This is a genomic window from Streptomyces sp. NPDC048182 (assembly GCF_043202555.1).
Classification (GTDB): domain Bacteria; phylum Actinomycetota; class Actinomycetes; order Streptomycetales; family Streptomycetaceae; genus Streptomyces.
Window position 1 is genome coordinate 415,718 of sequence record NZ_JBIDAQ010000005.1, and the last position, 26,584, is coordinate 442,301.

The following is a 26,584-nucleotide window of genomic DNA, read 5'->3' on the forward strand; positions in this document are numbered from 1 at the left end:
GGCTTCGAGCGTAATCCAAGACCGTGGCCCGCAGCGCCAGTGGTCGACCCCTGGACGATTGACGGATTGACGGGAAGTGTTAAACGAGTGGTCCCCGGAGACTCCCGACTCGTAAGTTGTGCTCGCCCGCTCAGCCACTTACCCCGGGGGTTCCATGTCCGTCACCGCCCTGCGGCGCGCCACGCGCGAGTCCGTCTCCGGGCTGCCCCGTGAGTTCTGGTGGCTGTGGACCTCCACCCTGGTCAACCGGCTCGGTGCCTTCGTCGCCACCTTCATGGCGCTGTACCTGACCCTGGACCGCGGGTACTCCGCCTCCTACGCCGGGCTCGTCGCCTCGCTGCACGGGCTCGGCGGCGTCGTCTCCTCGCTCGCGGGCGGCGTCATGGCGGACCGGCTCGGGCGCCGGCCCACGCTGCTGATCGCGCAGACCTCCACCGCCCTGTCCGTCGCGCTGCTCGGCTTCGTGCGCGACCCGGTCGCCATCGCCGCCGTCGCCTTCCTGGTCGGCATGGCCAGCAACGCCTCCCGGCCCGCCGTGCAGGCGATGATGGCGGACATCGTGCGCCCGGAAGACCGTATCCGGGCCTTCTCCCTCAACTACTGGGCGATCAACCTCGGCTTCGCCGTGTCGTCCATGGCCGCCGGCTTCATCGCCGAGTACAGCTACCTCGCCGGGTTCCTGATCGAGGCCGGGATGACGCTGGTCTGCGCCGTCGTCGTCTTCGTCAAGCTGCCCGAGTCGCGGCCCCGGCAGCAGCAGGAGAAGTCGGTCGACGAGGTGCCCGTCTCGCTCGGTACCGTGCTGCGCGACCGTCGGTACATGGGCGTGGTCGGGCTGTCCTTCCTCGTCGCCGTCGTCTTCCAGCAGGGTTCTGTCGGACTGCCGGTGGCCATGGGCTCGGCCGGGTTCGCGCCGGCCGACTACGGCCTCGCCATCGCCGTCAACGGGCTGTTGATCGTCGTGCTCCAGATCCCGGTGACCCGGTTCATCGAGCACCGCGATCCGCGCCGGCTGCTCGTCGTGTCCTCGTTGCTCGCGGGGTACGGGTTCGGGCTCACCGCGTTCGCGGGATCGGTCGGCGTCTTCGCGCTGACCGTGTGCGTGTGGACGCTGGCCGAGATCGTCAACGCGCCGACGCAGACGGGCCTGGTCGTCAGCCTCTCCCCCGTGCACGGGCGCGGGCGCTACCAGGGCGTCTACACGCTCTCCTGGTCCCTCGCCGCCCTCGTCGCCCCGCTGATGTCCGGCTTCGTCATCGACCGCTGGGGCGCGGAGTGGCTGTGGGGGCTGTGCGCGGTGGTCGGTACGGCGGCCGGGGCGGGGTACGGGGTGCTGATGCGGCGCCTCCCGGCGGAGCCGGCGCCCGCGACGCTCGCACCGGTGGTCCCCGCCGCCGAGGCCAGTACCGCCTGACGGCCCGGTCAGGGGTGCATCCGCGCCCCCTTGAGCACCTTGTCCACCGCGTTCCTCGGCCCGTACACCGCGATCCCGACCAGGTCCAGGTCGGCGGTCGGGACGGCCCGTACCGCCGCCCGGTTGTCGCGGTCGTTGCCGGTGGCGAACAGGTCGGCGGTGAAGACCGCGCGGGGCAGGGCGCGGGACAGGGCCCGGCCGTGCGCGGTCCTGACCTGCTCCTTCGTGCCCTCGAAGACCAGCACCGGCTGGCGGAACATCGGCAGGTAACCGACCGCGTCCGCGTCCGCGTAGGGCTCCCCGATCACCTCGGGGAACTCCCGGCCCAGGCCGCTGACCAGGAAGGCGGTCACGTTCAGGCGCTGCCAGGTCTCCAGGTCCTCGCGGAGCAGGACGGCGATCTTGGTGTCGAAGCGGACGGGTGCTTCAGCGGTGGGGGCGGGGGCCGCGGCGGGGGCGGGGCTCGTGTCGTTCATACGGTGAGACTGGCGGCCGGGGCCCGGAGAGGTCTTGTACGTTCTTTGCATGGCCCCCGTGCGACAGGACCAGGAGCAGGTCACCGCCTGGCGGCCCCCCGTCCCCGGCGTCGTCGAGGTCTTCCACGCCCGCTTCACCGAGTACGCCTACCCGATGCACGTCCACGACGCCTGGACGCTGCTCATCGTGGACGACGGCGCCGTGCGGTACGACCTCGACCGGCACGAGCACGGCACCCCCGGCGACACCGTCACCCTGCTCCCGCCGCACGTCCCGCACAACGGCTCCCCCGCCACCCCCGGCGGCTTCCGCAAGCGCGTCGTCTACCTGGACGACACCCGGCTCGGCGCCGACCTCATCGGCCCCGCCGTCGACGGCCCCGACCTGCGCGACCCGGTACTGCGGCGGCGCGTCGCGCAGCTGCACGCGGCGCTCGCCCGCCCCGGCGACGACCTGGAGGCGGAGAGCCGGCTGACGCTGATCGGGGAACGGCTGCGCACCCACCTGACAGCGGCGGCACCCGGCACCCCGCAGCGCCCCGCCGCCGACCCCGCCCTCGCCCGCCGCCTGCGCGAGCTGCTGGACGCGCGGGTCGTCGAGGGGCTCGGCCTCGCGGACGCCGCGGGGCTGCTCGGCGCCCATCCGGCGCATCTCGTACGGGCGTTCAGCGCCGCCTACGGCATCGCGCCGCACCAGTACCTGATGTCCCGCCGGGTGGACCGGGCCCGGCGGCTGCTCCTCGGGGGCGCCGCGCCGGCCGAGGTCGCGGGGGCGACCGGCTTCTACGACCAGGCCCATCTGACCCGGCACTTCCGGCGGCTGGTCGGCGTCACACCGGGGCGGTACCGGGCCGGCGGGGCCTGAACAGCCGTCTCGGAAACAGCCGTATCGGAACAGCCGTATCGGAAAGGGTCAGTCGGCCGAGCGCTCGATGAGGTGGCTGAACGCCTCCAGGTTCCGCGTCGACTCCCCGCGCGCCGTGCGCCACGCGTGCTCCTTGCGGATGGCGGTGGCGAAGCCCAGCTCCAGGAGGGTGTTGAAGGCGCCGTCGGCCGCCTCCAGGACCTGGCCGAGCAGGCGGTCGATCTCGTCGGGGGTGACGGAGGCCAGCGGCAGCTTGGCGGTGACGTAGACGTCGCCGAGGCGGTCGACGGCGTAACTCACGCCGTACAGCTTGAGGTTGCGCTCCAGGAGCCAGCGGTGGACGGCCGGTTCGTTCTCGTCCGGGTGGCGGACCACGAACGCGTTCAGGGAGAGGCTGTGCCGGCCGACGAGGAGGGAGACCGTGGTGGACAGCTTGCGGGTGCCGGGGAGCGTGACGACGTACGCGCCCGGGTCGGGGCTCTCCCACTCCAACTCGGCGTCCTTGAGGGCGTCCTCCAGGACGCGCGCCGCCGTCTCCTCGCTCCGCTCCGCCTCAGCCATGGTGCGAGCGTACGCGACGCCGGTGGGCCTGCACGGCGGCTGTGTATACGTCGGCCGTCGACGCCGCGGCGGCGTCCCAGCCGAAGGACTGGGCGTGCCGGGCGGCGGCGTCGCCCATGCGGGCGGTCAGCTCGGGGCGGTCGGCGAAATCGGCCAGCACGCGCGCGTAGGCGGCGGGGTCGTGGCCGTGCACCAGGCGCCCGGTGTGCCCGTCGCGCACGGCGACCGGGAGGCCGCCGACGGCGGCGGCCAGCACCGGCGTGCCCGCGGCCTGCGCCTCGATGGCGACCAGGCCGAAGGACTCGCTGTAGGACGGCATGACGAGCACGGACGCCGCCCGGAACCAGTCCGCGAGCTGCTCCTGCCCGACCGGCGGCCGGAACCGCACGACGTCGGCCACGCCGAGCCGCGCGGCGAGCTTCTGCAGCCCCTCCGGCTTGGCGAGGCCGCTGCCGCTGGGGCCGCCGACGACCGGCACGACGATGCGGGAGCGCAGCTCGGGGCGTTCGTCGAGGAGCACGGCGACGGCGCGCAGCAGCACGTCGGGGGCCTTCAGGGGTTGTATGCGGCCGGCGAAGAGCGGGATCAGCGCGTCCTGCGGCAGGCCGAGGCGGGCGCGGGCGGCGGCGCGGCCGTCGGCCGGACAGAAGCGGTCCAGGTTGACGCCGGGGTGGACGACCGCGACCTGCGCCGGGTCGGCGGCGTAGTGCCTGACCAGCTCGTCGGCCTCCTCGGCGGTGTTGGCGATCAGCCGGTCGGCGGCGGTGACGATCTGGGTCTCGCCGATGACGCGGGCGGCGGGCTCGGGGGTGTCGCCGTCGGCCAGGCTGGCGTTCTTGACCTTGGCCATGGTGTGCATGGCGTGCACCAGGGGGGCGCCCCAGCGCTGCGCGGCGAGCCAGCCGACGTGGCCGGAGAGCCAGTAGTGGGAGTGCACCAGGTCGTAGTGGCCGGGGCGGTGGCCCGCCCACGCCTGCATCACGCCGTGCGTGAAGGCGCACAGCTGGGCGGGCAGCTCCTCCTTGGCGAGGCCCTCGTAGGGGCCGGCGTCGACGTGCCGGACGAGGACGCCGGGGGACAGCTCGACGGTGGGCGGGAGGGCGCCGGTGGTGGCGCGGGTGAAGATCTCGACCTCGATGTTGATCGCGGCCAGGCGCTGCGCCAGCTCGACGATGTAGACGTTCATGCCGCCGGCGTCGCCGGTGCCGGGCTGGTGGAGCGGCGAGGTGTGCACGGAGAGCATGGCGACGCGGCGGGGCCTGCGGTGCAGCCGCAGCCGCGGGGCGGCCGTCGGTGAGCGACGCCCCAGCCTGCTGACGTACTGGCTCACGAGCCGTCCTTCCTCGCTGCGGGCATGCCGGTGGAGGACGGGTACCGCCCTCCGGACCGTTGGAACGCCGGAGTGCTTCACTCCATTTCCGCCACCCTTCCCGCTCCGCGCACCTTTGCCGAATCATTGCCGACTATCGGTCAACCGTTCGAGTTCCTGGCGCGTGGCCGGTCCGCCCCGGCCGCCCGCATACCCTCGTACCCATGACCCCCCGCCCGGCCGCCGCCCGCCCCGTGGGCACGACCACGCGCGGGACGACCCATCCGAACCGGCTGCGCCGCATGGACCGCTGGATCGCCGCCGCGCACGGCGCCGAGCTGCGCCGCGCCGCCGAGCCGGTCGCCGTCGACCTCGGCTACGGCGCCGCCCCCTGGACGGCCGTCGAGCTGCTGCACCGGCTGCGCCGGGTCGCGCCGCACGCGCGCGTGGTGGGCATCGAGATCGACCCGGCGCGGGTGGCGGCGGCGGCGCCCTACGCGCGCGAGGGGCTCGACTTCGTCCGCGGCGGCTTCGAGGTGCCGCTCGCCCGGCGCCCGCAGCTGATCCGCGCGGCGAACGTGCTGCGCCAGTACGACGAGGCGGCGGTCGCCGACGTCTGGCGGCGGCTGTGCGCGCGGCTCGCGCCGGCGACCCCGGACTCCCGGGGCGGGCTCCTGGTGGAGGGGACCTGCGACGAGATCGGGCGGCGGCACGTGTGGGTGGCGCTCGGTCCCGAGGGGCCCCGCACGGTCACCTTCGCGGCCCGGCTGGCCTCCCTGGAGCGCCCCTCCGACCTCGCCGAGCGGCTGCCCAAGGCGCTGATCCACCGCAACGTCCCGGGCGAGCCGGTGCACGCCTTCCTGCGCGACTTCGACCGGGCCTGGGCCGCCGCCGCGCCCTACGCCTCCTACGGCGCCCGGCAGCGCTGGCAGCGGGCGGTGCGGGAGCTGACGGCCGACTGGCCGGTGGTGGACGGTCCGGTGCGGTGGCGGCAGGGGGAAGTCACCGTGGCGTGGGGGGCGTTGGCGCCGCGCGGCTGAACGGGAACGATCTCCGCGCGGCATTCGTCACAACAGCGGGGGAACAGTCGGAAGTGCCTCTGTCGCTTTCGACGCCGTCGTGGCACGATCCCCTGACCGGACCATGTTACTGACAGGTTAAACAGCGGGGGGACGAGGCATGCGTACGGGCAAGCGGGCATGGACGACGGCCGCCGTGACCGTGGTCTGCGCGGTCACCCTGCTGGCGGCACCGGGCATCGCCTTCGCCGACCCCGTGTCCCCGCCGCGGATCCCCGCCGCGCCCGTCCCGACGCCCATGCCCACACCCACCCCCGCACCCACGCCCGATCCCGGCCATGGCAAGGACCTGGAGGCGGTGCGCGAGAAGCTGGAGAAGCTGTACCGCGCGGCGGCCTCGGCCACGGACGAGTACAACGCGGCGGAGGAGCGGGCCGAGCAGCAGTCCGCCGAGATCGTGGAGCTGGCCAAGAAGATCGTCCAGGGCCAGGCGAAGCTGGACGACCTCAAGGCGCGCGCCGGCGCCGCGGCCCGCGCGCAGTACCGCACGGGCGGGCTGCCCGACGAGGCCAAGCTGATGCTCAGCCAGGACCCCGAGGCGTTCCTGGACGGCAGCGGCAGGGTCATCCAGGGCCAGCGCGCCACCAAGGGCCTGCTCGGCGACCTGGCCCGCACGCAGGAGGAGTTGAAGGGGTACGCGGCGGACGCGGACGCCCGCTTCAAGAAGCTGGAGACCAACCGCAAGGCCAAGGCCGGCGCCCGGAAGAAGGTCGAGAAGCAGATCGCGGCGGCCGAGAAGCTGGAGTCCGATCTCGCGCAGGCGGAGAAGGAGCGCCTGGCCCGCCTGGAGCGTGAGGCGGCGGCGCGCGCGCAGACCGCGTGGCTGGGCACGGGCGTCCTGAAGGACCTGGACGCGGCGGCCACCGAGCGCGGCCGGAAGGCGGTCACCTGGGCCACGGCCCAGGTCGGCAAGCCGTACGTGTGGGGCGCCGAGGGCCCCGACTCCTTCGACTGCTCCGGGCTGACCTCCCAGGCGTGGATCGCGGCCGGGCAGGCGATTCCGCGCACCTCGCAGGAGCAGTGGCGGCAGCTGAAGCACGTCGAGGTCGCGGACATGCGCCCCGGCGACCTGGTCATCTACTTCGACGACGCCAGCCACGTCGGCATGTACATCGGCAACGGCTCCATCGTCCACGCCCCGCGTCCGGGCCGCACGGTGACGATCGCGGGGGCGGGCACGATGCCGATACTCGGGGTGGTCAGGCCGGACGCGGGGGGCCTGCCGGCCGGGTGAGCCGGGGGGGCGTCGGCTGGGTTGGCGGGGTCGGCGGCTGGGTTGGCGGGGTTGTCGGGCAGGTCAGCGGCGGCCTCCGGCCGGGCCGGCGGGGCTCGCCGGGCGGGGCGAGGGCGGCATCCGACTGGGTCAGCGGCGGCCTCCGGCCGGGTCAGTGGGGACAGCCGGTCGGGTGAGCGGGGCTCGTCGACCGGGTCAGTAGCGGCCTCCGGCCGGGTCAGCGGGGCAGCCGGGCAGGCCAGCGGGGCTCACCGGGCGGGTCAGCGGCAGCCTCCGGCCGGGTCAGCGCGGCCAGCCGGCCGGGACAGCGGTGGCCTCCGGCCCGGTGAGTGGGCCGTACCGAGCGGCTGCGCCGGCCCCGGCGCCCGGGTGAGCGGGGTCATGTGACGCCGCCCACCCGCACCGGCCCGGCCCACCCCCGGCCGCGTGACCTTCGTCATCCCCTCACCCCCCACGCGATGTCCAACTGCGCCGCATACGGCGGCATATGGCACGGCCTCCCGGCCGCGCGGCGTAGCGGACACCATTCCGCCGCGGCGTCCGCACCCGCTATGGTCACCCGTCGGCGGTCCGAGGCCCCTCGCTCCGCCATGCCCTCGGGGGGAGGGAAGGAACCAAGACGATGCCCGTACCCGTACCGCGGCAGAGAGCGATCCCGGCCGTGGAGTGTGGTCAGGCGCAGGCCGCGTTCCCGGGCGAAGCCCCTTCGCCCGACCAGACCCCGAACCCGACGGACCCGAACCCGACCGATCCGAAGAACCCGACCCTGAAGGACGCCATCCCGACTCAGAAGCGCGAGACCCGGACCCCCGGCACCGGCGCCCCGGCCAACCTCACCCTGCTGCTGATCGAGGACGACCCCGCCGGCTCGCCGATCGTGCCCGACCTGCTCGACCAGTCCGGCAATCCGATCCGCGTCCGCACCGCCCGCAACCTCACCGAGGCCGGCCGGCTGCTGACGGACGACGTGCACTGCATCCTGCTGGACCTGGCGCTGACGGCCGAGGGCGACGCGGACGAGCTGGCCGTGCTCAAGCACGTCCTGGCCCTCGCCCCCCGGCACGCGGTGCTCGCGCTGACCTCCGCCGGAGACGCCGAGCGCGGCGCGGAGGCCGTAGCGGTGGGCGCGCAGGACTACCTCTTCCGGGACGAGCTGGACGGCCGGCTGCTCAGCCGCGCGATCCGCTACGCCGTGGAGCGCAAGCGGTCCGACTCCGCCGAGCGCCGCCTGGCCGAGGGCAGGCTGCGCGCGCAGGAGAACCGCCGCCTGGAACGCGGCCTGCTGCCCACGCCCCTCCTCGACGGCTCCTCGCTCCGCTTCGCCGCCCGCTACCGCCCCGGCCGCTCGCGCGCCCTGCTGGGCGGCGACTTCTACGACGTGGTCCGCACGCCCGACGGCACGGTGCACGCCATGATCGGCGACGTCTGCGGGCACGGCCCCGACGAGGCGGCGCTCGGCGTGGAGCTGCGCATCGCCTGGCGGGCGCTGACCCTGGCGGGGCTCTGCGGCGACCAGCTGCTCGGCACGCTCCAGCAGGTCCTGGAGCACGAGCGGGCGGACGACGAGATCTTCGCGACGCTGTGCACGGTGGACATCGCCCCCGACGGCCGCCGCGCCGGCCTCTGCCTCGCCGGCCACCCGGCGCCCCTGGTGTCAGGACCCGGCCGCCCCGCGCGGCTGCTGCCGTACGACAACAACGGCCCGGCGCTCGGCCTGCTCCCCGGCGCGCGCTGGCCGCGCACGCAGGTGGAGCTCGGCGCCGAGTGGAGCCTGATGCTCTACACCGACGGCCTGATCGAGGGCCGGACCGGCGAGGGCAAGGAGCGGCTGGGCCAGGACGGCATGGTGGAGATGATCCGCCGCCAGCGCGCCGCGGGGCTGACCGGTGAGACGCTGCTGCGCACCGCGGTGAACGAGGTGCGCACGCTCAACGGCGGCGAGCTGACGGACGACGTGGCGGTCCTGCTCCTGGACCGGCTGCCGTAGCCCCCCCCCGGCGGGCTCAGCGCCCGCCGTTGTACGGCCCGTACGGCCCGTCGCTGCTGGAGCCGCGGCGGGTGTTGCGGCCACCGCCGGGGAGGCCGCGCAGGGCGGGGCGTACGTCGACCATGTACACGATCGTCGCGACGAGGCCGATGATCGGCAGGAACGACAGGATGCCGAAGACCAGGTTCACCACCAGGGCGAGCCCGAGGATGATCAGCCAGAACGGCTTGGTCTTCTTGTCCGCCGCGCGGTAGGCGTCCTCCCGGCGCAGCGCCGCGTCGATCAGCGCGAAGGCGCTGAAGAGGATCAGGGCGATGCTCAGCAGCCCCATGAAGCCTGCGAACCCCTGCATCAGCACAACGTCCACCCCAGTTCCGGGTCGTCCTTACGCGGTCACCGTACCCGCACAACGGACCGGACACCCCCAGGGTGCCCGGCCCGCCCTGCGCCCGCCCGCCCTACTTGGCGGGCGGCGTGGTCTTCTTCTTGGCCTGACCCTGGGCCGGGGACCTGCGGGCGGCCGGCGTCTTCTTCGCCGCGGCGGTCGCGGGGGTCACCACGGGCGCCGGGTCGGCCGGGGCCACGGGCGCGGCGGGGGTGGCCTTCGGCTTGGGCGGCTCGACGGCCACGGCCAGGTCCTCCACGCCCTCGGCGACGTCCTCGATGCCCTCGGCGGCCTGGCCGCGCCAGGTGCGTACGGCCTGCTCGCCGCGCTCGGCGACCTTCTCGTACGTCTCGCGCGCCTTCACGGCGTACTCGGCGGCGACGCCGACCCCGCGCAGGGCGAGGTCCTGGGCGGTCTCGCCGAGCTTGCGGAAGTCGGTGTCGAGGGAGCCGAACAGCTCGTTGGCCTTGGCCTGGAGGCTGCCCTGCGCCTCCTTGGCCCGGGCCGTGGCGCGCTCCTGGACGGCCTTGGGGTCGGTGTTGCGCACGGCGTCGATCCGGGCCGGGGCCTCGGCACGCAGCTGCTCCACCAGCACGGGCACCCGCTTGGCCTGCTGGAAGGCCAGGTCGGCGGTGCCGGCGGCGAAGTACAGCGGCCGGGGGTCGGTGAGCGTCTTGCGCAGGTCGTCGGTGATGGCCATGGTCGTGGTCCTCCCGGAATGCTCGCTACTGAGGGTCGGGCACCAGCTCGGGGTCGTCGGCACCGAATCCGTTCTCCTTGCGGAAGGACTCGTAGATCTGGAGCAGCACCTGCTTCTGCCGCTCGTTCAGCGAGGGGTCGGTGAGCAGGGCCGCGCGCGTCGCACCGTCCCGGCCGCCCTGCTGCCCGTCCCGCTCCGCGTCGAGGATCCCGGCCCGCACGTACAGCGTCTCGGCGGAGATGCGCAGCGCCTTGGCGACCTGCTGGAGCACCTCCGCGCTCGGCTTGCGCAGCCCGCGCTCGATCTGGCTCAGATACGGATTCGACACCCCCGCCGCCTCGGCAAGCTGCCGCAACGACAGCTGCGCGGTGCGCCGCTGCTCGCGCAGGTACTCCCCGAGATTGCCGACGTTGAGCGATGCCATGCCTTCCACCATGCCGGACCCTGCTAACTATTGCAAGCACACCGCTTGCAAGAGTGCGTGCCGGGGACACTCCCACTGACGGTGACTCCCAGCGCCAGCTGGTCGGAGGTGGTCGGTTTCTCCCAGGGCCGGCGGAGGTCTTCGGCGAGGGGCCAAGCGAGCCGGAGTTGGGTGTGGGCGACGATCAGGATCCAGGTCCAGCGGTCCACGTCGTCGGGGGTGGCACCGGTCTTGGAGGACCATGACCACAGTGGCGGAGCGTCCCGTTCCTTCGGCAGGTGGTCGACCTTAAGCCGCATCAACGTGCCCTCGACCAGGGAAAGGTCGCCGTCGCGGTCGAGCCATGAGGAGCGGTGGGTGAGCCGGGGGTGGACCCGGTCCCATGCCTGGGTCTCGGCCTTGCCGGAGCGGACTCGGCCGACCAGCTCGACGGGCAGGTCTCGCAGGACCCAGGCCAGGCGGGTGACGTCGTAGCCGGCACCGCTGACGATCACGATGTCCGGGTTCCCGGCCTGCCAACGGCCAGCGGCGATGAGTCGTTCAACGACCTCTCGGATTGGGCGGCGGTGACAGCGGTCGCGTCGTCTGCCGGGCCGAGCCGGACCGCGTCCCGGATCGCGGTCCAGGACGTGGCGCCCGGCTCCAGTGCGGCGACGAACGAGTAAGGCCGGCCCGGGATGAACTGCGAGGCCGTTTCGCGCGGCCGTAGTGGCAGAACAGACGCTCCGCCGAGCATGGCGCGTCCGAGCGGAGCCACGGCGACACGTCGACCGCCAAGACCATGCGGCCGTCGCCGAAGCGCGGCAGCGGCAGGCTGGCCGGCACCGTCCGCACGTAGCACTGCGTCAGCCAGTTCGAACAATTCGTCGCGCCGCGCGGTCAGGCACCCGTAGAACTCGCCCCGGAAGCGTGACGCTTCCCTCCGGACAGAGTCGGGCAGCAGACTCACTCTCACGGCCTTCGTCTCGGTCACGGGCACCTTGGTCGGAGCGCATGATCAGACGAAGGTCGCCCCAACGTCCGGCGAATCCCCAGGTGAGCGAATCCGTTCGAGACGCTATTCGAGGCCGTGGCACCATGTACCGCATGACGACGAACCGAAAGGTCCATGCCGCGTAGACGGCCAGGACACATCCGTGCCGGCGTCCCCGGCAGCCACCGGACCACGGGTACAAGGCCGGTCATCGACGGTCTGTCTTCGCGTGCAGTCTCCGAGATCATCCGTCTTGAGCACACCCGCAACTATCTGCAGCCAGGCGACGTCAGCGCGGCTGTGAGTCTGTGGAAGGACTACGTCCACCAGCCCGAGCGCACCCTGTGGCACGACTACGAGTGGGGCAACGTGCACTGGTACTGCTGCGGCAACCCTCTCGAAGCCCGGGCCCTCCTCGACACCGTGATGCAGGTCCTGTCGCTACGAAGCGCCCGCGAACTTCGAAAGATCGTCGCCCGGTCAGACGCCGTCTGGAACCTCCCGACCCCGCCCTACGATGCGGCCGGAAGATAAAGAACAAGCTTAGACGGTGTCTCGATTGGCTCTGGCCCTTTGCTCCCGCCATGGACATGGTTGAGCGTCTGGTGCCGGACGGGCTGTGGGAGGTCTTCGACAGCGTGGCGCCGGAGCCGCCTGTACGAGCCCAAGGTGGTGGCCGGCGGCGGTGTGATGACCGTGCGGTGTCGGCTGCGATCATCTTCGTCGCCACTTCGGGCTGCGCCTGGCGGCAGTTGCCCCCGGCCTTCGGTGCTTCCTGGCAGACGGTCCACCGGCGTTTCACAGCCTGGCCACGGGCGCGGGTGTGCTGTCGGGACAACGCCTCGGTCGGTGTGACCTTCTGCGGCCGGTTCAGCTCCGGCGCGGGCTCCGTGCGCTATGGCTTCGAGTTGCGGGCCCCCGGCCTGACCGCTCGGCTCGACGAGGTCATCGTCTGGGTCGGCGACAGTGGTCTCACCGCCTTCCTGGAAGAACTGGCCGCGGACTAGCGGGGATGGGCCGACGAACGGAGCTGGCAGACCGACGACAGAGACCTGACGGTGTCGGCCGTCTTCCGGTCCGGCGGCCATGTCGGGCTGACCTGGACCGTGCGACCCTGGCCACGGGCCGCCGGCGGCTGGAGCGCCTCGGTGACCACCTGGCTGGAAGCCGGCGAGCAGATGACCGCCCTGGCCGCCGACATCCGGCGCTTCCTCTCCGAGGAGCACCAGTGACATCCCGCCTGCGCGTCACCGGTGCTCGCAAGGCGCCGGGAGGCGGTGTTGTCGGTGGGCCCTGCCGGGGTGTGCGGCGTGGATGAGTGGGTGGAGCGTGTCGACGGCCAGGATCGTGTGACAGGGGTGGTCAGCCGTCGGCAGGCCGTCCGGGAGGGTTGGCTGCACCGGGTTGCCGTGACGGTGTGTCGTGATCAGCGGGGCCGGATCCTCGTCCACCGGCGGTCGGAGCAGTTGGCGCGCTTCCCGGGGCTCTTCGAGGCCGTGGTCGGTGGCGCGGTGCGGGTAGGCGAGTTCTATGAACAGGGCGCCGCCGAGGAGCTGGGTGTTCGTGCGCTGCCGCGCCTGCTGTTCACGTTCATCAACCGCAGCGGCCTGAGTCCTCACTGGCTCGGCGTGCACGAAGCCGTGATACGGGAGCCCGTGGAGGCCGTGGTCCCCGATCCCGAGGAGGTCGCCTGGCACGGCCGGCTGACCGAGCCGGAGCTCCGCTCGGCCCTGGTGAACTGGCGCTTCACTCCCGACAGCCGCGAAGTCTTCGGCCGGTATCTCACCTTCCGGAGCCGCCGTGAGTGCCGTTGATCCATACGATCACGGATTCGGCGCCAGCGATCCCGATGAGTTTGCGGCCCCGGGGCGGTCCAAGCTCGTGGCACGTCAGGGCTCGTGTGCATCGCAGAAAGGTGCATCGGAGAAAGGACACCGTCATGTCGGAGCTTCTCGTCGACTTCATCACCTCCCTCGACGGCTGTGCGTCCGGGGAGGGATGGCCCGGGTTCTGGGGCCTCGAAGGTCCGGAGTACCTCGCGTGGCTCGGTGAGCAGCCCGAGGTCACCTACCTGATGGGCGCGAAGACCTACCGTCTGATGTCGGGCTTCGCCGCGGGTGAGGTGCCGGAGGGCCAGGACGAGTTCCGGGCCGAGGAGGAGGCGTCCGTCGACCAGCTCTCGCGAGCGCCCAAGGTGGTGTTCTCCTCCTCGCTCGATGAGCCTCTGACCTGGGCGAACTCCACGCTCGTCCGGGATGACGCCGTCGAGGCGGTCCGCGGCTTGAAGGCGAGCGGGTCGGGGATCCTCAGCACGATCGGCAGCCTCAGCCTGTGCCGGTCCCTGCTGCGGGCCGGGCTCGTCGACCGCTTCCGGGTCGTGATGTTCCCGGTGATCACCGGCGCCACCGGTGCGGAACGCATCTACGACGGCTACCCGGACGTCGCCCTCGAGATGATCGGGCACCGGACCTTCGACGGCCGCACCCAGCTGGTCGAGTACCGGCCCCGTGTGCTCGAGCACCCGCCGCTCGGCACCCCCGGGTGACCTCGGCCCCTCCGCCGCTCCGGAGCCGAAGGGACCAGCCCTCCGAAGGGAACGCCGCGTATGGCGTAGCGGGGGTCGTTGCCGCGGTGGCGGAGCACCCGCAGGCGGTGGTCGGTGAGCAGCAGCGACGCTCGCCGTGCGCCCAGGACGGTTCGGCCGCGTCTGTATGTGACCCCGCAGCCCGCCACCAGTCGCTCACCGTCCGGCACCGACTCCGCGAGACGCTTCTCGTCCACCACCCAGTCGGCCGCCCCCACCCCTGCCCTCTCGTCCGTCGACGTTCGCGCACCCTCGGTGAGCTGTTACCCGCCGAGGGTGGGAAGACGTGCCGCCGGCCCCCTGTGGAGCCCGGGACGCCCGCGACCGGGCCGAGCCCGGGGCAGGCGAGGTCCGGGTGGCCCTGGGGCGTGCTGGTCTTCGGGGCGGGGTCCCTGTCGCGGGCGATCCGCTCCCCGGTGACCGCGTCGAAGAGCGCGTGCCCGTCGTGGGAGACCACCATGGCGAGGTCGTGGCCGCTGTCGGGGTGCACGGCGAAGCCGACGCCGAGGAGGCCCCCGACGGGGCGGGCCGCCACCGCCCGCCACGGCTCGGGCGCCGGTACGACGGGGGCGGCGGTGTAGCGCTCGCGCAGCTTCCGCTGGTACTCGGTGGTCAACTGGTCTCCTCGGTGCGGTCCGCGTCGAGGATCCCGCGCGCGGGCGCCCGCGTCGACGGCGTTTCGCTCCGCGTGCCCTCGGCGGCGCCGTCCGCCGGCCGCCGACCGGGGCGCAGGGTGCGTACCTGCGGGGAGAGCAGGGCCGCCGCGGTGGCCAGGGTCACCAGGGTCGCGCAGCCGGCCAGGGCCGGGCCCGTGCCCACCGCCGTGGCGACCGGGCCGGCGACGAGGAGGCCGAGTGGGGCGAGGGCCAGGGAGCCGAACCAGTCGTAGGAACTCACCCGGGACAGGGCCCGTTCGGGGACCTCGTGCTGGACGGTGGTGGTCCACAGCACGCCGAAGACGTCGCCCGCGACCCCCGCGCCGAACATGGCCGCGGCGGTCGGCCACAAGGGGGCGCCGGCGGCGAGCAGGGCGATCGGCACGGCGGCCGGGAAGGTGCACAGTACGGCCACCAGCAGCGGGCGCCGCACCCGTACCCGGCCGGCGAGACCCGCACCGGCGACGGTCCCCACGGCCTGCGCCGCCACCAGTACCGACCACGCCCGCGCCCCGCCGAGGCGCTGCTCGGCCATCAGGGGCCCGAGCACCCCGACGTTGGCGTTGAGCGCGGCGACGACCACCGCGTACTGCGCGACGACCACCCACAGCCACTGCCGGGAGGCGAACTCCCGCCAGCCGTCCCGCAGTTCGGCCCAGCCCGACGCCTTGCGGCGCGGCCGTGCGGCCAGGTCGAGGCGGGCCGTCAGCGCCGCGCTGACGACGAAGGAGGCCGCGTTGAGCGCGAGGGCCCAGCCGGCGCCCACCAGGGCCACGGTCACGCCGGACAGCGCCAGGCCCAGCAGCATGGCGGTGTTGGTGCCGACCCGGAGCAGGCCGTTGGCCCGCTGCAGGCGGCCGGCGGGCACGATCAGCGGGATCAGGCCGTCCATCGCCGGGGCGAACAGCGCCGTCGCCGTGCCGGCGGCCACCGCGAGGAGGCACATCGCCGCCACCGGTGCGTGTCCGGTCAGGACCATGGCGGCCAGGCCCCCGTACGCCCCCGCGCCCAGCACGTCGGCCAGGACCATCAGCCGCGCACGGGAGACGCGGTCCGCGATCACCCCGCCCGCCAGGACGAACACCAGCTGCGGCACCGCCTGGCAGGCCAGCACCAGCGACAGCCGGCCCGCGCCGGCGCCCGGCAGCGCGAGCACCGCGAACGCCAGCGCCACCCGTGCGAAGCCGTTGCCCAGGACGGAGACGCTCCGCGCCGAGGCGAGCAGCACGCACTTCCGGTCACGCCACAGCGGCGCCCCGGCTGCCTGGGACCTCGGTCCGTCGGTCACTGTGCAGGGGATCCTAGGGCCCGATCCTGCGCGGCGCGTCCGGTGGGATGCTCGGACGTATGCCGAGCGATGACTGGTATCTCACCGACGACGTCCACGACTTCCTCGCCCGCGCCGGCGGCTTCCTGCACTCGCGGCCCGGTGCGCACGTGATGCAGTCGACCTGGGCCGAGCGGGTGCGGGCCGGGGCGCCCGGCACCGGGGCCGCCCGGTTCGGCGTGCTGGAGCGGGGCGGTGCGGTGCACGGCACCTTCTACCGGCTGCCGCCCCGCGGGTTGGGGCTCTCCCCGCTCACGGCGGAGCAGGCCGACTCGCTCGCCGCCCGGCTGGCCGACGACGGGGACGCCCCGCCGTCCGTGAGCGCCGACCACCGCACCGCCACCGCCTTCGCCGAGGCGTGGGAGCGGCGGACCGGGGCGCGGGCGAGGCTCCGGGACACGCGGCTGCGGCTGTACCGCCTCGGCACGCTGACCCCGCCGGAGCCGATGCCGGCGGGGCGGGGACGGCTGCTGGGGGACGACGATCTCGACCAGGCCATCCACTGGTGCGGCGAGTTCGCGAAGGCCGTCGGCGAGGACGTCACCGTCGACGCCCGCACCTGGGGCGGCACCCGGTACGCCGACAAGCGGTACACGCTCTGGGAGGCCCCCGACGGCACCCCCGTCTCCGTCGCCGGGATGAATCCGCTGATCGGCGGCCAGGTGCAGGTGGACGTCGTCTACACCCCGGCCCACCTGCGCGGCCGAGGCTACGCGGGGGCCGCCGCCGCGGAGGTGAGCCGGGCCGCCCTTGCCGCGGGGGCCAGGGACGTCGTCCTCTTCGCCGACCTGGCCAACCCGGCCAGCAACGCCCTCTACCAGCGCCTCGGTTACCGCACGCTGGCCGACTGGTCCGCGTACGACCTGTCGTAGCCTCCGCTGCACGTCAGGGGTTGACCTTGCCCTTCGGGCAGAGCCCAGCATCGGTGGGGCCGGGCGCCGTGCCCGGCACGAGGAGGGATGGTTCATGGAGTTGCTGGGCATCGGCGCGTTCGCCAAGGCGTCGCGGCTGTCGCCGAAGGCGCTGCGGCTGTACGACGCGCTCGGGCTGCTGACACCGGCCGAGGTCGACCCCGCGACCGGCTACCGGCGCTACGCCCCGGCGCAGTTGGAACAGGCCCGCATGGTGGCCTGGCTGCGCCGGCTCGGCATGCCGCTGGCCCGCATCCGGCAGGTCTGCGCCCTTGAGGCGGCCCCGGCGGCCCGGGAGATCCGCGCCTACTGGGCGCGGGTCGAGGCCGACACCGCCGCCCGGCGCGACTTGGCCGCCTTCCTCGTCGACCACCTGTCACGGAAGGACCCCGCCATGACCCACCACCCGGCCACCGACACCCCCGGACTCGCGCTGCGCTACGCCGCCCTGTCCGACCGCGGCCTGGTCCGCGAGACCAACCAGGACACCGCCTACGCCGGCGACCGCCTGCTCGCCGTCGCCGACGGCTTCGGCGGCCGGGGCGAGCGGGCCGGCGCCGTCGCCGTCGAGGCGCTGCGGCGCCTGGAGAGCGGGGACGTCCCGGCGGACGGCCTCCTCAACGTCCTCCAGGACGCCTACGAACTGGCCGAACACGCCGTGCACGGTGTCGGCGGGGCGACCGGCACGACGCTCACCGCGCTGCTGCTGACCGGGTCGCAGCTCGCCCTCGTCCACGTCGGCGACTCGCGCGTGTACCTCCTGCGCGGCGGGGAGCTGTTCCGGATCACCCACGACCACACCCTGGTGCAGTCGCTGATCGACGAGGGCCGGCTGACCGAGGAGGAGGCCGTCTCCCACCCTCAGCGGTCCCTGCTCGTACGGGCGTTGGGCGAGGGCGCGGACGGCACCCCCGAACTGCGCCTGCACGACGCCCACCCCGGCGACCGGTACCTGCTCTGCTCCGACGGCCTCTCCGCGGTCGTCCCGGACGACGACGTACGCCGTGTCCTCTCCGGAGGCACCGAACCCGCGCCGGCCGTGGAGGAGTTGATCAGCCTCGCCAACGGCCGCGGCGGTCCCGACAACGTCAGCTGCGTCGTCGCCGACGTGGTGGAGCGCGGTCGGTGAGGCCGTACCCCCTGGGGAGCTACGGCGCCGCCGGCGGGAACGGTGGTCGGCCGCCGAGGTCGAGGCGACGCAGCAGCGCCGCGGTGCGGCGCTGCACCGTCCGTTTGCCGAAGCGGTTGACCAGAGCGAAGTAGAAGAGCCCCGGGGCACCCGGGGTCCAGAGGCCGCGCCGGTCCTCGCTCAGCAGGTGGCCGAGGACGGTGTCGACGTCGAACGGGACGTACTCGTGGTGATCGTGCTCCCAGCGGTCCGGCACGCCCTGTGTGCGCCGCTCCCCGAGCTGTGCCGCGGACAGCCGGCTGAGCTCGGCGATGAAGAAGGCGCCCCACTGCTGCAGTTCCACGTCGATCCCGAAGGTGAGAAGCCGGATGCGGTACTCGTCCGGCTGGATGTTCAGCTCCTCCGCGAGGCCGCGTTTCGCCACGTCGTAGAGGTCGGGCGGGGTGCGCCCGCGGGCGTCGAGGTCCCTGGAGAGCGCCTCGTTGGCGGAGGAGCTCCACAGGCCGGGCAGCGACCCCACCCGGTTGCTGCGGCGGGAGAACACCACCTGGTGATCGTGCGTCACGACGGCGACGTTCGTGCCGAAGCTGCAGCTCATGAAGGCGGGGGCGTCCTCCGGGTCCTCGGCGGACAGATAGCGGCCACGGGGTGTCGTGCCGTCCGCGAAGGGGCGGTCCAGCTGCTGCGTGGCCAGGAAGGTGTAGTAGTCGGCGTGCCGGAGCCGCAGGCACACCTCGGGGGCCTCCTCGCCGACCGTACGGCTGACGCCGAGGCCCTCGACGGCGTAGCACTTGCCGTTCCACAGGGCGTGCAGGCCCTTCGCCCGGCGCTCCGCCTGCTCGGCCGCGATCTCGTCGCGCCAGGCCGCCATCTCCTCGGGCAGCTCGACGAACTCGGGGGTGATGGAGAGCCGGACGTTCTCCCGGGTGATGGCCTCCTCGCCGTCGCCCTCGACCAGCCGCCAGGTGGTGCGCAGGGGGCCGATCCGGAAGCACTCTGCACGACGGCGGTCGGCCCGGGGGTCCGGCCGGCCGCCCTGGTCACCACCACTCCCCTGGCCAGTAAGGAAACCCTGGTCACCACCGATCTCCTGGCCACCACGGAAGCCCTGGCCACCGCCGAACCCCGGATACCTCGCCGCGCGGCTGCTCTCCAGCCGGGCGACGAGCTCCGTCCTCGCCCGGCCCTCCGGCAGGCCGGTCAGGCGGAGCGGGGTCAGGTGGCCGAGCAGGGGGTGCTCGGCCAGCTCGGCCTCGCACTCCTCGACCACGACCGGGACGATCCTGCCGTCCCAGCGCCGCCGGTCGCTGAAGGCCGTGGGCCACTCCGCCCCGACGAAGGACCGGCGGTCGAAGTAGTGCGGGCTGATGACCGCGAGGATCCGCTCGCTACGGGCGATGGCGTCGTCCATCCACTGCACCGCAGACCGCCCGGCCGGAAGGTCGCGCAGATCGAAGGCCACCGCGAAACCGGCCGTGTCCAGCACGCCGGCGATCCACTCGGCCCACCGCTCGTCGGCCCGGGCGTAGCTGATGAAGAAGTCCTTGTCGGGCGAGTCCTGAGCATGTGGATGAGCCATCGCCATGAATCTCCGAGCGGCTACGTATGGCAGGCGGCGGGCGTCGGACAACGGCGTTCTCTCAGCGGGGACTTCGCCCGCACCCGATGATACGTTCCGCGAAGCCGGTGGGTATGTGTTCTTCGTCAGGAGACCGGTGGACCGCGGGACGGCCGGGCGGGAAGACGGAAGGACGTGGGGGACGTGGGGGAAGCGACGGAAGCGGCACCTTCGGGGACGTCCTCGTACGCCGCCGATCTGGAACTGGCGCACGAGATGGCCGACATCGCGGCCGACATCGCCATGGCCCACTTCCTGAAGGCCCGCACCCGCGTCAAGGCGGACCGCAGCCTCGTCACCGAGGCCGACCTCGCCGTGGAGCGGGCGCTGGCCGACCTGCTCGGGCGGGAACGCCCCGACGACGGTCTGCTGGCCGAGGAACTGCACCAGGACACCGCCGGGCCGCGCAGGATGTGGGTCGTCGACCCCATCGACCACACCAACAACTACGCCCGGGGCCACCGCGCGTTCGCCACCCTCATCGCGCTGGTGGAGGAGGGACGGCCGGTGGTCGGTGTCATCGCGGCTCCCGCCCTCCGGCAGCGGTGGTGGGGGGCCCGCGGGCTCGGGGCCTGGGCGGACGGGGAGCCGATGCGGGTCTCGTCGGTGGACGACGTGGCCGACGCGCACCTGAGCTTCTCCCAGATCGAGGCGTGGCGGGAGCTGGGACGGCTCGAGCAGCTCGCCGACCTGGCGGGCGCGGTGCGCTGGACGTTCGGCTCCGGTGGCTGGCTGGGCCAGATGGGCGTGGCCGACGGCACCTTCGACATCGCCCTGGACTCCACCGGCCACGTCTGGGACCTGGCCGCGAGCCAGATCATCGTGGAGGAGGCCGGCGGGGTGTTCTCCGACGTCGAGGGGCGGCCGTCACCGGACCGGGGGACGGCGGTGGTCTGCAACCCGCGCCTCCACGGCGAGGTGCTGCGCCGCCTGGCCCGCCCGGCCCCGGCCCCGGCCTCGCCGGAGGCCCGGTGACCCGGGTCGTCCGGGGCCGCCCCGGGCGCGCGTTACGCGTCGTGGTCGCCGCGCTGGCGGGCTGTGGCGCGGGGGTCGCCCTGTACGGGCTCAGCCAGGTCAACAGCGGGTACGCCTTCGCGATCGGCGGGGCCGTGCTGGGCGTGTTCGTCGTCCTGGGCCTCGACCTCTACCGGCGCACGGCGCGGCTGACCGAGGTGCGCATCACCGTGCCGCAGCTGAGCGAGCTGACCTTCGTGGTCAACAACGACGCCCAGCAGGTGGCCTGGCAGCTGTTCGTGGAGACGGTCACCCGGACCTCCACGCAGCAGCTCCACGACGACGAGGGGCGGATACGGGAGTCGCTGACCTCGCTGTACGGGTTGTTCGCCACCACCCGGGAGATCCTCAAGGCGAGCCGCCCCTCGACCGGCGCGGAGGGGCTCACGGTCGAGAGCCTGGCGGTGACGCTGCTCAACCGGGAGATACGGCCCTTCCTGTCCAAGTGGCACCCGGACCTCGGCGAGTTCGAGAAGACCGCACCCGAGCTGCCCGAGTCCGCCTGGCCGCGGGCGGCCGAGTGCCGTGCCGACCTGCGCCGGGTGCAGGCGAACACCCGGGAGTACGTCCTGGCCTTCGCCCGGCTCGCCGGGGTGGAGAACCCGCACATCATGCTGGGGGTCTGAGGGGAGCGCAGGCCGGACCCGCTCAGGTCGGACGGCCGCCGAAGCACCAGTCGTGGACCTCGACGTCCGCGTAGCGCTCCGCGGTGAGGACGGAGCGCGCCCCGGCCGGGTCCGGGGCGCGCAGCAGGGCCGCCGTGCCCAGCCAGGCCGTGCCGTCGTCCGAGAGGAGGGGGCCGTAGGCGATCAGGTCGTCCCCGGCCGGGGGCGGGGTGAGGTCGGCGGGCTCGCCCGAGCCGAGGCCGAGCACCAGGTAGCGGTTGCCGCCGGTACGGCCGCCGGGGAAGTCCCACATGGTGCGGCCCAGCGCGTTGCGCCACCGGCGCAGCAGCACGTCCCGGTAGACGCCGGCCTGGTAGCCGGGCTCGTCGAAGGCGAACGCGCGGGCCGCGGCGGCGTCCGGCAGGTCGAGGACGTGCACGCTGCCCGTCGCCGGGTCGTCGTCGCCGAGGCCGGCCAGGGTCGGGCCGCGGGCGATCATCTCCGCCGCGTACCCGTCCATGTAGGACCAGTGCGCCTCCAGCAGTTTGTCGCGCAGCGGCATCGAGCCGGGGCGGTCGCGGTGGTAGCAGAAGAACTCCATGACCCCGGAGCCTTCCGGCATCGGGACCTGGGCTCAACCGGGTTTCGGCTGTCACAGCCGGGGCCGCCGCGGTGTCCCGGGGGCACGTCCCGAGTTAAGGGGGCGTGCCCCGATGAGACGGGGCGCGCCTCGAGCATGGAGTGAACGATGAACATCGCGTTGTGGATCGTGACCGGACTGCTGGCCGCGGTGGCGCTGGCCGCCGGCACCATCAAGACGTTCCTGCCCCTGGAGAAGCTCGCCTCGACCCACGGCGGGGCCTGGGTCGGCGACGTGAGCACCGGCCTGGTCCGGTCCATCGGCGTGCTGGAACTCCTCGCCGTGGCCGGCCTGATCCTGCCCGCGGTGCTCGGGGTGGCGCCGGCGCTGGTGGCGGTGACCGCGGTGTGCTGGGTGCTGCTGATGGTCGGCGCGATGGTCACGCACGGCCGCCGGGGCGAGCTGGCGTTCGCCGGGCTGAACCTCTGCTATCTGGTGCTGGCGGCCTTCGTGGCCTGGGGGCGGCTCGGCCCCGAGCCCTTCACCGGCTGAGCCGTACTCCCCCGCCGTACCCACCTTTTTGTGCGTACTTGGCACCACCCGCCGCCCACCCCAAGCTGGTGTGGCGGGTGGACGTCAGGAGACAGCGGGAGACAGCAGGAGGCATCAGGAGACGGCGGCGGACATCCGGTCCAGCCGCCGGTGGCCCCAGTCGGAGAGAGGAGCGAGGGCCTCGGCGAGTTCGCGGCCGAAGGCGGTCAGCGAGTACTCCGTCCGCAGCGGCAGGACGTCGAACACCCGCCGGTCCACCAGGCCGTCCGACTCCATCTCGCGCAGCGCCTGCGTCAGCACCTTCTCGGTGAGGCCGGGCAGCCGGCGGCGCAGTTCCGCCGGGCGGTGCGGGCCGGACTCCAGCAGCCACAGCAGTGAGGTCTTCCACTTGCCCTCGATCACGGAGATCGCGGCGGTGACGCCGCAGACGTTCGGATCGTGACGGCGCTGCGCCATGTCGGACCCCACCCCGGTTCTTCGCTCGACTCACCCTCAATCTACGGGAGTTCACGCATGTCCGAGAACAGCGGCTACCCCGCCGCCGTGACCGTCCTGGGCCTCGGCCCGATGGGCCGGGCGCTGGCCGGCGCGTTCCTCGCGGCGGGGCTGCGCACCACCGTCTGGAACCGCACCCCCGGCCACGCCGACGACCTCACCGCGCGGGGCGCCCGCGCGGCGGCCTCGGCCGGCGAGGCGGTGGCCGCCTCCCCGCTGACCGTGGTCTGCGTGGTGAACTACGACGCCTCCGACGCCGTACTGCGCCAGGACGCCGTCAGCACCGCCCTGAAGGGCCGCACGCTCGTCAACCTCAGCGCCGACACCCCCGACCGGGCCCGCGACACCGCCGACTGGGCCGCCGCGCACGGCATCCGCTACCTGGACGGCGCGATCATGACGCCGGCGCCCAGCATCGGCACCGAGTCGGCGGTGTTCCTCTACAGCGGCCCGGAGGAGCTGTACGAGGAGCACCGCCCGGCCCTCGCGGCGCTCGGCGGCACGCACACCCGCCTCGGCGCCGAGGCCGGCCGCGCCGCCGCCTTCGACCTCGCGCTGCTGGACGTCTTCTGGACGGCGATGGCGGGCTTCACGCACGCCGTCGCGCTGGCCCGCGCGGAGGGCGTGACCGCGTCCGAACTGGCCCCGTTCGCCGCCGGCATCGCCGCGATCCTGCCGCCGCTGTTCACCGAGTTCGCGGCCGACATCGACGCGGGCACCTACGCGGGCGGCATCAACCCCATCACCTCGGCCGCCTCCACCATGTCCCACATCGTGCACGCCGCCGAGGCGCACGGCGTCGACGCGGGCGTGATGCGCCTGATCGAGGGCCACGCGCGGCGTGTCATCGCCGCCGGGCACGGGGGCGATGGCTTCAGCCGGGTCGCCGAACTGCTGGCCGATTAGCGCGAGTTCAGAACGGCAGGGGCCGGGCGTGGACCACGTCCAGACGGGACACCGCCCGGGTCAGCACCACGTACAGCCGGTGCGGCCCCCGCGCCTCCGCCTCCGCGATCGCCGCCGGTTCGACGGCCACGACATGGTCGTACTCGAGGCCCTTGACCAGGCTCGCCGGCATCACGGCCACCCGGGCGCCCGGCTCCCCGGGCCCGGTCGCCGCGACGCCGGCCGCGGCGAGGGCGGCGCGCAGGGCGGGCACGGCCGCGTCGGCGGCGATCACGCCGACCGAGCCGTCCCGGCCCAGCGCCCGCCGCACGGCCTCGACCACGGCTTCCCGCAGGGCGCCGGGCGCCACCGGGAGCAGCCTCAACTCGCCGTCCGCGCGCGGGGACCGGGGCGCCGGCACGTCGACGTCCAGCCGGGCGAGCAGCCGGCCGGCGAGGGCGGCGACCGCCGCGGGCACCCGGTATCCGTTGGTCAGCGCGGTCACGGCGGCGCCCGGCCGGCCCAGGTGCCCGAGCGCCGCCTCCCAGGAGCGCGCCGCCCACGGCGTGGTCCCCTGGGCCAGGTCGCCGAGCACGGTCAGCGAACCGTGGGCGGACCGGCGCGCGACGGCCCGGCACTCCATCGGGGAGAGGTCCTGCGCCTCGTCCACGACGACGTGCCCGTAGCCGGCGGGGTGCTCCAGGAACCCGGCGACCTCGTCGAGGAGCACCTGGTCGGCGGCCGACCAGCGCGCGGTGCGCCAGGAGCGGGGCGCCGCCCACAGCAGCGCCTGCCGCTCGCCGGCGTCGTACAACCCCTCCGCCGCGCACGCCAGTTCGTCCGCGTCACCGAGCAGCGCGGCGACCACCTCCTCCGGACGCACCCGGGGCCACAGGGCGTCGAGGCAGGCGCCGACGGGGCGGGCCCGCTCGACCCGGCGGGTCCAGGCGGCCGTGCGGGGCCCGCCGCGCCGCTCGGCCTCCCGCCGGAGGTGCCGCACGATGCGGGCCCGCACCCGTTCCCGGCCCACCGCGTACGGCGGCTCCTCGGCCAGCACCCCGACCACGATCTCGGCCAGCGTCTCGGCGGGCACCCGCAGGCGGGCGGAGCCGTCCGGCACGACGAGGCCGGCGGCGGCGTCGGCGCGTACGCGCGCGTACAGGGTGCGGCGCAGCAGCTCGGCCGCCCGGGCGTCGTGCTTGAGCGCGGCGGCGCGATCGTCGTCGGTGCCGGTGACCGGGTGCCGGGCGATCTCCGCGGCGAGCGTGGACTGCCGTACGCCGCTCTCGCCGAGGGCGGGCAGCACCTCGGCGATGTGGGCGAGGAAGGCGGGGTTGGGCCCGAGGACCAGCAGCCCGGCGCGGGTGAGCCGCCGGGGGTGGGTGTAGAGGAGGTACGCCGCGCGGTGCAGGCCGACGGCGGTCTTGCCGGTGCCGGGGGCGCCCTGCACGCAGACGGTGTCGGACAGGGCGGCGCGGACCAGGTCGTCCTGCTCGGGCTGGATGGTGGCGGCGATGTCCCGCATGGGCCCGACGCGGGGGCGCTCGATCTCGCGGGCCACGATGTCGCTCGCCCGGGACTCGCCCCGCGCGAGGTGCTCGTCCTCCAGACCGGTCAGGTCGGCCGCGTCACCGCGGGCGCCGGGCGCCCAGCCGAACCGGCGGCGGATCGCGACACCGTGCGGGTCGCTCGCGCTCGCCTGGTAGAAGGCCCGGGCGACGGGTGCGCGCCAGTCCACCACGAGGGGCGGGGCACCGGGGTCCTCGGTGATCCGCAGCCGGCCCAGGTGGTAGCACTGCCCGGCATGCTCCCCGGCCGCCGCGCCACCCGGCGCGAAGTCGAGCCGCCCGAAGAACAGCGGCCCCTCGGGCAGTTCGCGCATCTCCCGGTCCCGGGTACGCAGGGCCCGGCCGAGCACCTCGGCGTCGGCCCCGGAGGCGGACACGTCAACGCCGACGACGACCCGCTCCCGGGCCCCGTCGGCCATGGCGGCGAGGGCGGCACGGCAGCGCACGTGATGGGCGCGCTCCTCGGCGAGGGCGCGCTGGAGGGCGGGGCGGGGTGGGGTCATTCCGCTGAGCGTACCCGAACTAACGTAACTGAGTAACGTTATTAACCCAGTCACCTATCGGTACACGAGGCCCGCTTCCGCTGGTGTCATGTCACCGCCCAGCCTGGGGCGGCACCTCGCTGGACCCGTCACCCTCCACGCCCGCCAGCCCCGGCCACCCCGCCGCCAGTCGCCCGAACGCCCCCTCCGCCGACGCGACCGCGTCCGCCCGTACCGACCCCACCGCCTCCCCCGCCGCGACCCGGCGCCAGTTCTCCAGGGCGAGGATTCGCTGGACCGCGATGATCTGCCCCGCCGCAAGGCGGGCGTCCAGGTTGCCGCCGAGGGCGGCCGCGAGGGCGGTCTCGGAGCGGTCCAGGTGGTGGTGGAGGCGGGCGGCGAGGGCGGGGGTGCCGTAGAGCAGGGCGTGGAAGGCGAGGACGTCCGGGTCGTCGCTGAGGCCGGTCACCGGGTCGCCGCGGTCGAGGCCGGCCAGGAAGTGCCGGCGCAGCGCGGCCAGCGGTGCGGGGTCGTCGCCCGCCACCCGGGCCGCCTCGTCCTCGTGGTCGGCGATCCGGTGCAGGACGAGGTCCTCCTTGGCCGGGAAGTACCGAAACAGCGTCGGCTTGGACACCTCGGCCGCGGCGGCGATCTCGGCGACGGACACCGCGTCGAAGCCCTTCTCCAGGAAGAGCCCGATGGCGACGTCCGACAGCACCCGCACGGTCCGGCGCCGCTTCCGCTCCCGCAGCCCGGTCCCGCTCATCCCGG

The 26,584-nt window shown here is 74.0% G+C and carries 26 protein-coding genes and 3 pseudogenes; 15 read left to right on the forward strand and 14 right to left on the reverse strand.

The window, feature by feature from the left end; translation table 11 throughout:
* The first annotated feature begins 154 nt into the window (after window positions 1-154).
* Window positions 155-1,414, forward strand: a complete 1,260-nt coding sequence (locus ACGFZL_RS13195; RefSeq protein ID WP_393691154.1) for an MDR family MFS transporter — start codon at window positions 155-157, stop codon at window positions 1,412-1,414.
* 8 nt (window positions 1,415-1,422) lie between these two features.
* On the opposite strand, the gene ACGFZL_RS13200 is transcribed toward ACGFZL_RS13195, so the two are convergent.
* Complete coding sequence (locus ACGFZL_RS13200; RefSeq protein ID WP_393691156.1) at window positions 1,423-1,890, reverse strand: DUF2000 family protein; 468 nt, start codon at window positions 1,888-1,890, stop codon at window positions 1,423-1,425.
* A gap of 49 nt (window positions 1,891-1,939) precedes the next feature.
* On the opposite strand from ACGFZL_RS13200, the gene ACGFZL_RS13205 reads away from it, so the two are divergent.
* Window positions 1,940-2,755, forward strand: coding sequence for an AraC family transcriptional regulator (locus ACGFZL_RS13205; protein WP_393691158.1), 816 nt, complete (start codon window positions 1,940-1,942; stop codon window positions 2,753-2,755).
* Window positions 2,756-2,803: 48 nt separating this feature from the next.
* Here ACGFZL_RS13205 and ACGFZL_RS13210 read toward each other — a convergent pair whose 3' ends face one another.
* Both ACGFZL_RS13210 and mshA read right to left on the reverse strand, forming a co-directional pair.
* A complete protein-coding gene (locus tag ACGFZL_RS13210) occupies window positions 2,804-3,316 on the reverse strand; it encodes a YbjN domain-containing protein (RefSeq protein WP_393691160.1) in 513 nt (170 codons plus the stop codon).
* On the reverse strand, window positions 3,309-4,646 hold the full coding sequence (gene mshA / locus ACGFZL_RS13215) for a D-inositol-3-phosphate glycosyltransferase (protein WP_393691162.1): 1,338 nt from the start codon (window positions 4,644-4,646) through the stop codon (window positions 3,309-3,311). The genes ACGFZL_RS13210 and mshA overlap by 8 nt, the downstream gene beginning before the upstream one ends.
* A 203-nt stretch (window positions 4,647-4,849) precedes the next feature.
* On the opposite strand from mshA, the gene ACGFZL_RS13220 reads away from it, so the two are divergent.
* The 3 genes from ACGFZL_RS13220 (at window position 4,850) to ACGFZL_RS13230 (ending at window position 8,925) form a co-directional block, all read left to right on the forward strand.
* Window positions 4,850-5,665, forward strand: a complete 816-nt coding sequence (locus ACGFZL_RS13220; protein ID WP_393691164.1) for a class I SAM-dependent methyltransferase — start codon at window positions 4,850-4,852, stop codon at window positions 5,663-5,665.
* Window positions 5,666-5,804: 139 nt separating this feature from the next.
* On the forward strand, window positions 5,805-6,938 hold the full coding sequence (locus ACGFZL_RS13225) for an NlpC/P60 family protein (protein WP_393691166.1): 1,134 nt from the start codon (window positions 5,805-5,807) through the stop codon (window positions 6,936-6,938).
* Window positions 6,939-7,560: 622 nt separating this feature from the next.
* Window positions 7,561-8,925, forward strand: a complete 1,365-nt coding sequence (locus ACGFZL_RS13230; RefSeq protein ID WP_393691168.1) for a PP2C family protein-serine/threonine phosphatase — start codon at window positions 7,561-7,563, stop codon at window positions 8,923-8,925.
* Between the two features lie 16 nt (window positions 8,926-8,941).
* Here ACGFZL_RS13230 and ACGFZL_RS13235 read toward each other — a convergent pair whose 3' ends face one another.
* The 4 genes and pseudogenes from ACGFZL_RS13235 to ACGFZL_RS13250 form a co-directional block, all read right to left on the reverse strand.
* On the reverse strand, window positions 8,942-9,277 hold the full coding sequence (locus tag ACGFZL_RS13235; RefSeq protein WP_355172493.1) for a DUF2516 family protein: 336 nt from the start codon (window positions 9,275-9,277) through the stop codon (window positions 8,942-8,944).
* Between the two features lie 106 nt (window positions 9,278-9,383).
* Window positions 9,384-10,010: a hypothetical protein gene (locus tag ACGFZL_RS13240; protein WP_393691170.1), complete on the reverse strand. Its 627-nt coding sequence runs from the start codon at window positions 10,008-10,010 to the stop codon at window positions 9,384-9,386.
* A 25-nt stretch (window positions 10,011-10,035) separates the two neighbouring features.
* Window positions 10,036-10,434, reverse strand: coding sequence for a helix-turn-helix transcriptional regulator (locus ACGFZL_RS13245; protein ID WP_355172497.1), 399 nt, complete (start codon window positions 10,432-10,434; stop codon window positions 10,036-10,038).
* A gap of 95 nt (window positions 10,435-10,529) precedes the next feature.
* Window positions 10,530-11,383, reverse strand: a pseudogene (locus ACGFZL_RS13250) (transposase); the annotation flags it as partial.
* Window positions 11,384-11,707: 324 nt separating this feature from the next.
* On the opposite strand from ACGFZL_RS13250, the gene ACGFZL_RS13255 reads away from it, so the two are divergent.
* From ACGFZL_RS13255 to ACGFZL_RS13270, 4 genes and pseudogenes are all read left to right on the forward strand, one after another.
* Window positions 11,708-11,941, forward strand: coding sequence for a hypothetical protein (locus ACGFZL_RS13255; RefSeq protein WP_393691172.1), 234 nt, complete (start codon window positions 11,708-11,710; stop codon window positions 11,939-11,941).
* A 56-nt stretch (window positions 11,942-11,997) separates the two neighbouring features.
* A pseudogene (locus ACGFZL_RS13260) lies at window positions 11,998-12,639 on the forward strand (DUF6228 family protein).
* A gap of 69 nt (window positions 12,640-12,708) precedes the next feature.
* A complete protein-coding gene (locus tag ACGFZL_RS13265; RefSeq protein ID WP_393691240.1) occupies window positions 12,709-13,221 on the forward strand; it encodes an NUDIX domain-containing protein in 513 nt (170 codons plus the stop codon).
* A gap of 125 nt (window positions 13,222-13,346) precedes the next feature.
* Window positions 13,347-13,952, forward strand: coding sequence for a dihydrofolate reductase family protein (locus ACGFZL_RS13270; protein WP_393691174.1), 606 nt, complete (start codon window positions 13,347-13,349; stop codon window positions 13,950-13,952).
* Between the two features lie 325 nt (window positions 13,953-14,277).
* Here ACGFZL_RS13270 and ACGFZL_RS13275 read toward each other — a convergent pair.
* Both ACGFZL_RS13275 and ACGFZL_RS13280 read right to left on the reverse strand, forming a co-directional pair.
* A pseudogene (locus tag ACGFZL_RS13275) lies at window positions 14,278-14,607 on the reverse strand (hypothetical protein); the annotation flags it as partial.
* Window positions 14,604-15,935, reverse strand: coding sequence for an MFS transporter (locus tag ACGFZL_RS13280; RefSeq protein ID WP_393691176.1), 1,332 nt, complete (start codon window positions 15,933-15,935; stop codon window positions 14,604-14,606). The pseudogene ACGFZL_RS13275 and the gene ACGFZL_RS13280, both read right to left, overlap by 4 nt.
* A 59-nt stretch (window positions 15,936-15,994) precedes the next feature.
* Between ACGFZL_RS13280 and ACGFZL_RS13285 the strand changes: the two genes are divergently transcribed.
* Together ACGFZL_RS13285 and ACGFZL_RS13290 are read left to right on the forward strand one after the other, a co-directional pair.
* Entirely contained in the window at window positions 15,995-16,846 is an 852-nt protein-coding gene (locus tag ACGFZL_RS13285) for a GNAT family N-acetyltransferase (RefSeq protein ID WP_393691178.1), read from the forward strand.
* A 94-nt stretch (window positions 16,847-16,940) separates the two neighbouring features.
* Entirely contained in the window at window positions 16,941-18,014 is a 1,074-nt protein-coding gene (locus ACGFZL_RS13290; RefSeq protein ID WP_393691180.1) for a MerR family transcriptional regulator, read from the forward strand.
* A 19-nt stretch (window positions 18,015-18,033) separates the two neighbouring features.
* Here ACGFZL_RS13290 and ACGFZL_RS13295 read toward each other — a convergent pair whose 3' ends face one another.
* On the reverse strand, window positions 18,034-19,593 hold the full coding sequence (locus ACGFZL_RS13295; protein WP_393691182.1) for a toll/interleukin-1 receptor domain-containing protein: 1,560 nt from the start codon (window positions 19,591-19,593) through the stop codon (window positions 18,034-18,036).
* Window positions 19,594-19,776: 183 nt separating this feature from the next.
* On the opposite strand from ACGFZL_RS13295, the gene ACGFZL_RS13300 reads away from it, so the two are divergent.
* Together ACGFZL_RS13300 and ACGFZL_RS13305 are read left to right on the forward strand one after the other, a co-directional pair.
* On the forward strand, window positions 19,777-20,607 hold the full coding sequence (locus ACGFZL_RS13300; RefSeq protein ID WP_393691184.1) for an inositol monophosphatase family protein: 831 nt from the start codon (window positions 19,777-19,779) through the stop codon (window positions 20,605-20,607).
* Window positions 20,604-21,272: a hypothetical protein gene (locus ACGFZL_RS13305; RefSeq protein ID WP_393691186.1), complete on the forward strand. Its 669-nt coding sequence runs from the start codon at window positions 20,604-20,606 to the stop codon at window positions 21,270-21,272. Before ACGFZL_RS13300 ends, ACGFZL_RS13305 begins: the two co-directional genes overlap by 4 nt.
* Window positions 21,273-21,294: 22 nt before the next feature.
* Here ACGFZL_RS13305 and ACGFZL_RS13310 read toward each other — a convergent pair whose 3' ends face one another.
* Window positions 21,295-21,852 carry a YciI family protein gene (locus ACGFZL_RS13310; protein WP_393691188.1) on the reverse strand — a complete coding sequence of 186 codons (558 nt, stop codon included), beginning with the start codon at window positions 21,850-21,852 and terminating at the stop codon, window positions 21,295-21,297.
* Between the two features lie 147 nt (window positions 21,853-21,999).
* Between ACGFZL_RS13310 and ACGFZL_RS13315 the strand changes: the two genes are divergently transcribed.
* Complete coding sequence (locus ACGFZL_RS13315; RefSeq protein ID WP_355172521.1) at window positions 22,000-22,383, forward strand: DoxX family protein; 384 nt, start codon at window positions 22,000-22,002, stop codon at window positions 22,381-22,383.
* 114 nt (window positions 22,384-22,497) lie between these two features.
* Here the strand turns inward: ACGFZL_RS13315 and ACGFZL_RS13320 are convergent, their stop codons facing one another.
* Window positions 22,498-22,839, reverse strand: a complete 342-nt coding sequence (locus ACGFZL_RS13320) for a helix-turn-helix domain-containing protein (protein WP_355172523.1) — start codon at window positions 22,837-22,839, stop codon at window positions 22,498-22,500.
* A gap of 57 nt (window positions 22,840-22,896) precedes the next feature.
* Between ACGFZL_RS13320 and ACGFZL_RS13325 the strand changes: the two genes are divergently transcribed.
* Entirely contained in the window at window positions 22,897-23,784 is an 888-nt protein-coding gene (locus ACGFZL_RS13325) for an NAD(P)-dependent oxidoreductase (protein WP_393691191.1), read from the forward strand.
* A 7-nt stretch (window positions 23,785-23,791) separates the two neighbouring features.
* On the opposite strand, the gene ACGFZL_RS13330 is transcribed toward ACGFZL_RS13325, so the two are convergent.
* The gene (locus tag ACGFZL_RS13330; protein WP_393691193.1) at window positions 23,792-25,834 is read right to left on the reverse strand and encodes a HelD family protein; all 2,043 of its coding nucleotides are present in this window, start codon (window positions 25,832-25,834) and stop codon (window positions 23,792-23,794) included.
* Between the two features lie 91 nt (window positions 25,835-25,925).
* Complete coding sequence (locus tag ACGFZL_RS13335) at window positions 25,926-26,579, reverse strand: TetR/AcrR family transcriptional regulator (protein WP_393691242.1); 654 nt, start codon at window positions 26,577-26,579, stop codon at window positions 25,926-25,928.
* Between the last annotated feature and the right edge of the window lie 5 nt (window positions 26,580-26,584).

Excerpts from the sequence above, each read along its gene's own strand:
- ACGFZL_RS13195 (WP_393691154.1), top strand. The coding sequence starts at position 155 with ATGTCCGTCACCGCCCTGCGGCGCGCCACGCGCGAGTCCGTCTCCGGG.
- ACGFZL_RS13200 (WP_393691156.1), bottom strand. The coding sequence starts at position 1,890 with ATGAACGACACGAGCCCCGCCCCCGCCGCGGCCCCCGCCCCCACCGCT.
- ACGFZL_RS13205 (WP_393691158.1), top strand. The coding sequence starts at position 1,940 with ATGGCCCCCGTGCGACAGGACCAGGAGCAGGTCACCGCCTGGCGGCCC.
- ACGFZL_RS13210 (WP_393691160.1), bottom strand. The coding sequence starts at position 3,316 with ATGGCTGAGGCGGAGCGGAGCGAGGAGACGGCGGCGCGCGTCCTGGAG.
- ACGFZL_RS13220 (WP_393691164.1), top strand. The coding sequence starts at position 4,850 with ATGACCCCCCGCCCGGCCGCCGCCCGCCCCGTGGGCACGACCACGCGC.
- ACGFZL_RS13225 (WP_393691166.1), top strand. The coding sequence starts at position 5,805 with ATGCGTACGGGCAAGCGGGCATGGACGACGGCCGCCGTGACCGTGGTC.
- ACGFZL_RS13230 (WP_393691168.1), top strand. The coding sequence starts at position 7,561 with ATGCCCGTACCCGTACCGCGGCAGAGAGCGATCCCGGCCGTGGAGTGT.
- ACGFZL_RS13235 (WP_355172493.1), bottom strand. The coding sequence starts at position 9,277 with ATGCAGGGGTTCGCAGGCTTCATGGGGCTGCTGAGCATCGCCCTGATC.
- ACGFZL_RS13240 (WP_393691170.1), bottom strand. The coding sequence starts at position 10,010 with ATGGCCATCACCGACGACCTGCGCAAGACGCTCACCGACCCCCGGCCG.
- ACGFZL_RS13245 (WP_355172497.1), bottom strand. The coding sequence starts at position 10,434 with ATGGCATCGCTCAACGTCGGCAATCTCGGGGAGTACCTGCGCGAGCAG.
- ACGFZL_RS13270 (WP_393691174.1), top strand. The coding sequence starts at position 13,347 with ATGTCGGAGCTTCTCGTCGACTTCATCACCTCCCTCGACGGCTGTGCG.
- ACGFZL_RS13285 (WP_393691178.1), top strand. The coding sequence starts at position 15,995 with ATGCCGAGCGATGACTGGTATCTCACCGACGACGTCCACGACTTCCTC.
- ACGFZL_RS13290 (WP_393691180.1), top strand. The coding sequence starts at position 16,941 with ATGGAGTTGCTGGGCATCGGCGCGTTCGCCAAGGCGTCGCGGCTGTCG.
- ACGFZL_RS13295 (WP_393691182.1), bottom strand. The coding sequence starts at position 19,593 with ATGGCTCATCCACATGCTCAGGACTCGCCCGACAAGGACTTCTTCATC.
- ACGFZL_RS13310 (WP_393691188.1), bottom strand. The coding sequence starts at position 21,852 with ATGGAGTTCTTCTGCTACCACCGCGACCGCCCCGGCTCGATGCCGCTG.
- ACGFZL_RS13315 (WP_355172521.1), top strand. The coding sequence starts at position 22,000 with ATGAACATCGCGTTGTGGATCGTGACCGGACTGCTGGCCGCGGTGGCG.
- ACGFZL_RS13320 (WP_355172523.1), bottom strand. The coding sequence starts at position 22,839 with ATGGCGCAGCGCCGTCACGATCCGAACGTCTGCGGCGTCACCGCCGCG.
- ACGFZL_RS13325 (WP_393691191.1), top strand. The coding sequence starts at position 22,897 with ATGTCCGAGAACAGCGGCTACCCCGCCGCCGTGACCGTCCTGGGCCTC.
- ACGFZL_RS13330 (WP_393691193.1), bottom strand. The coding sequence starts at position 25,834 with ATGACCCCACCCCGCCCCGCCCTCCAGCGCGCCCTCGCCGAGGAGCGC.
- ACGFZL_RS13335 (WP_393691242.1), bottom strand. The coding sequence starts at position 26,579 with ATGAGCGGGACCGGGCTGCGGGAGCGGAAGCGGCGCCGGACCGTGCGG.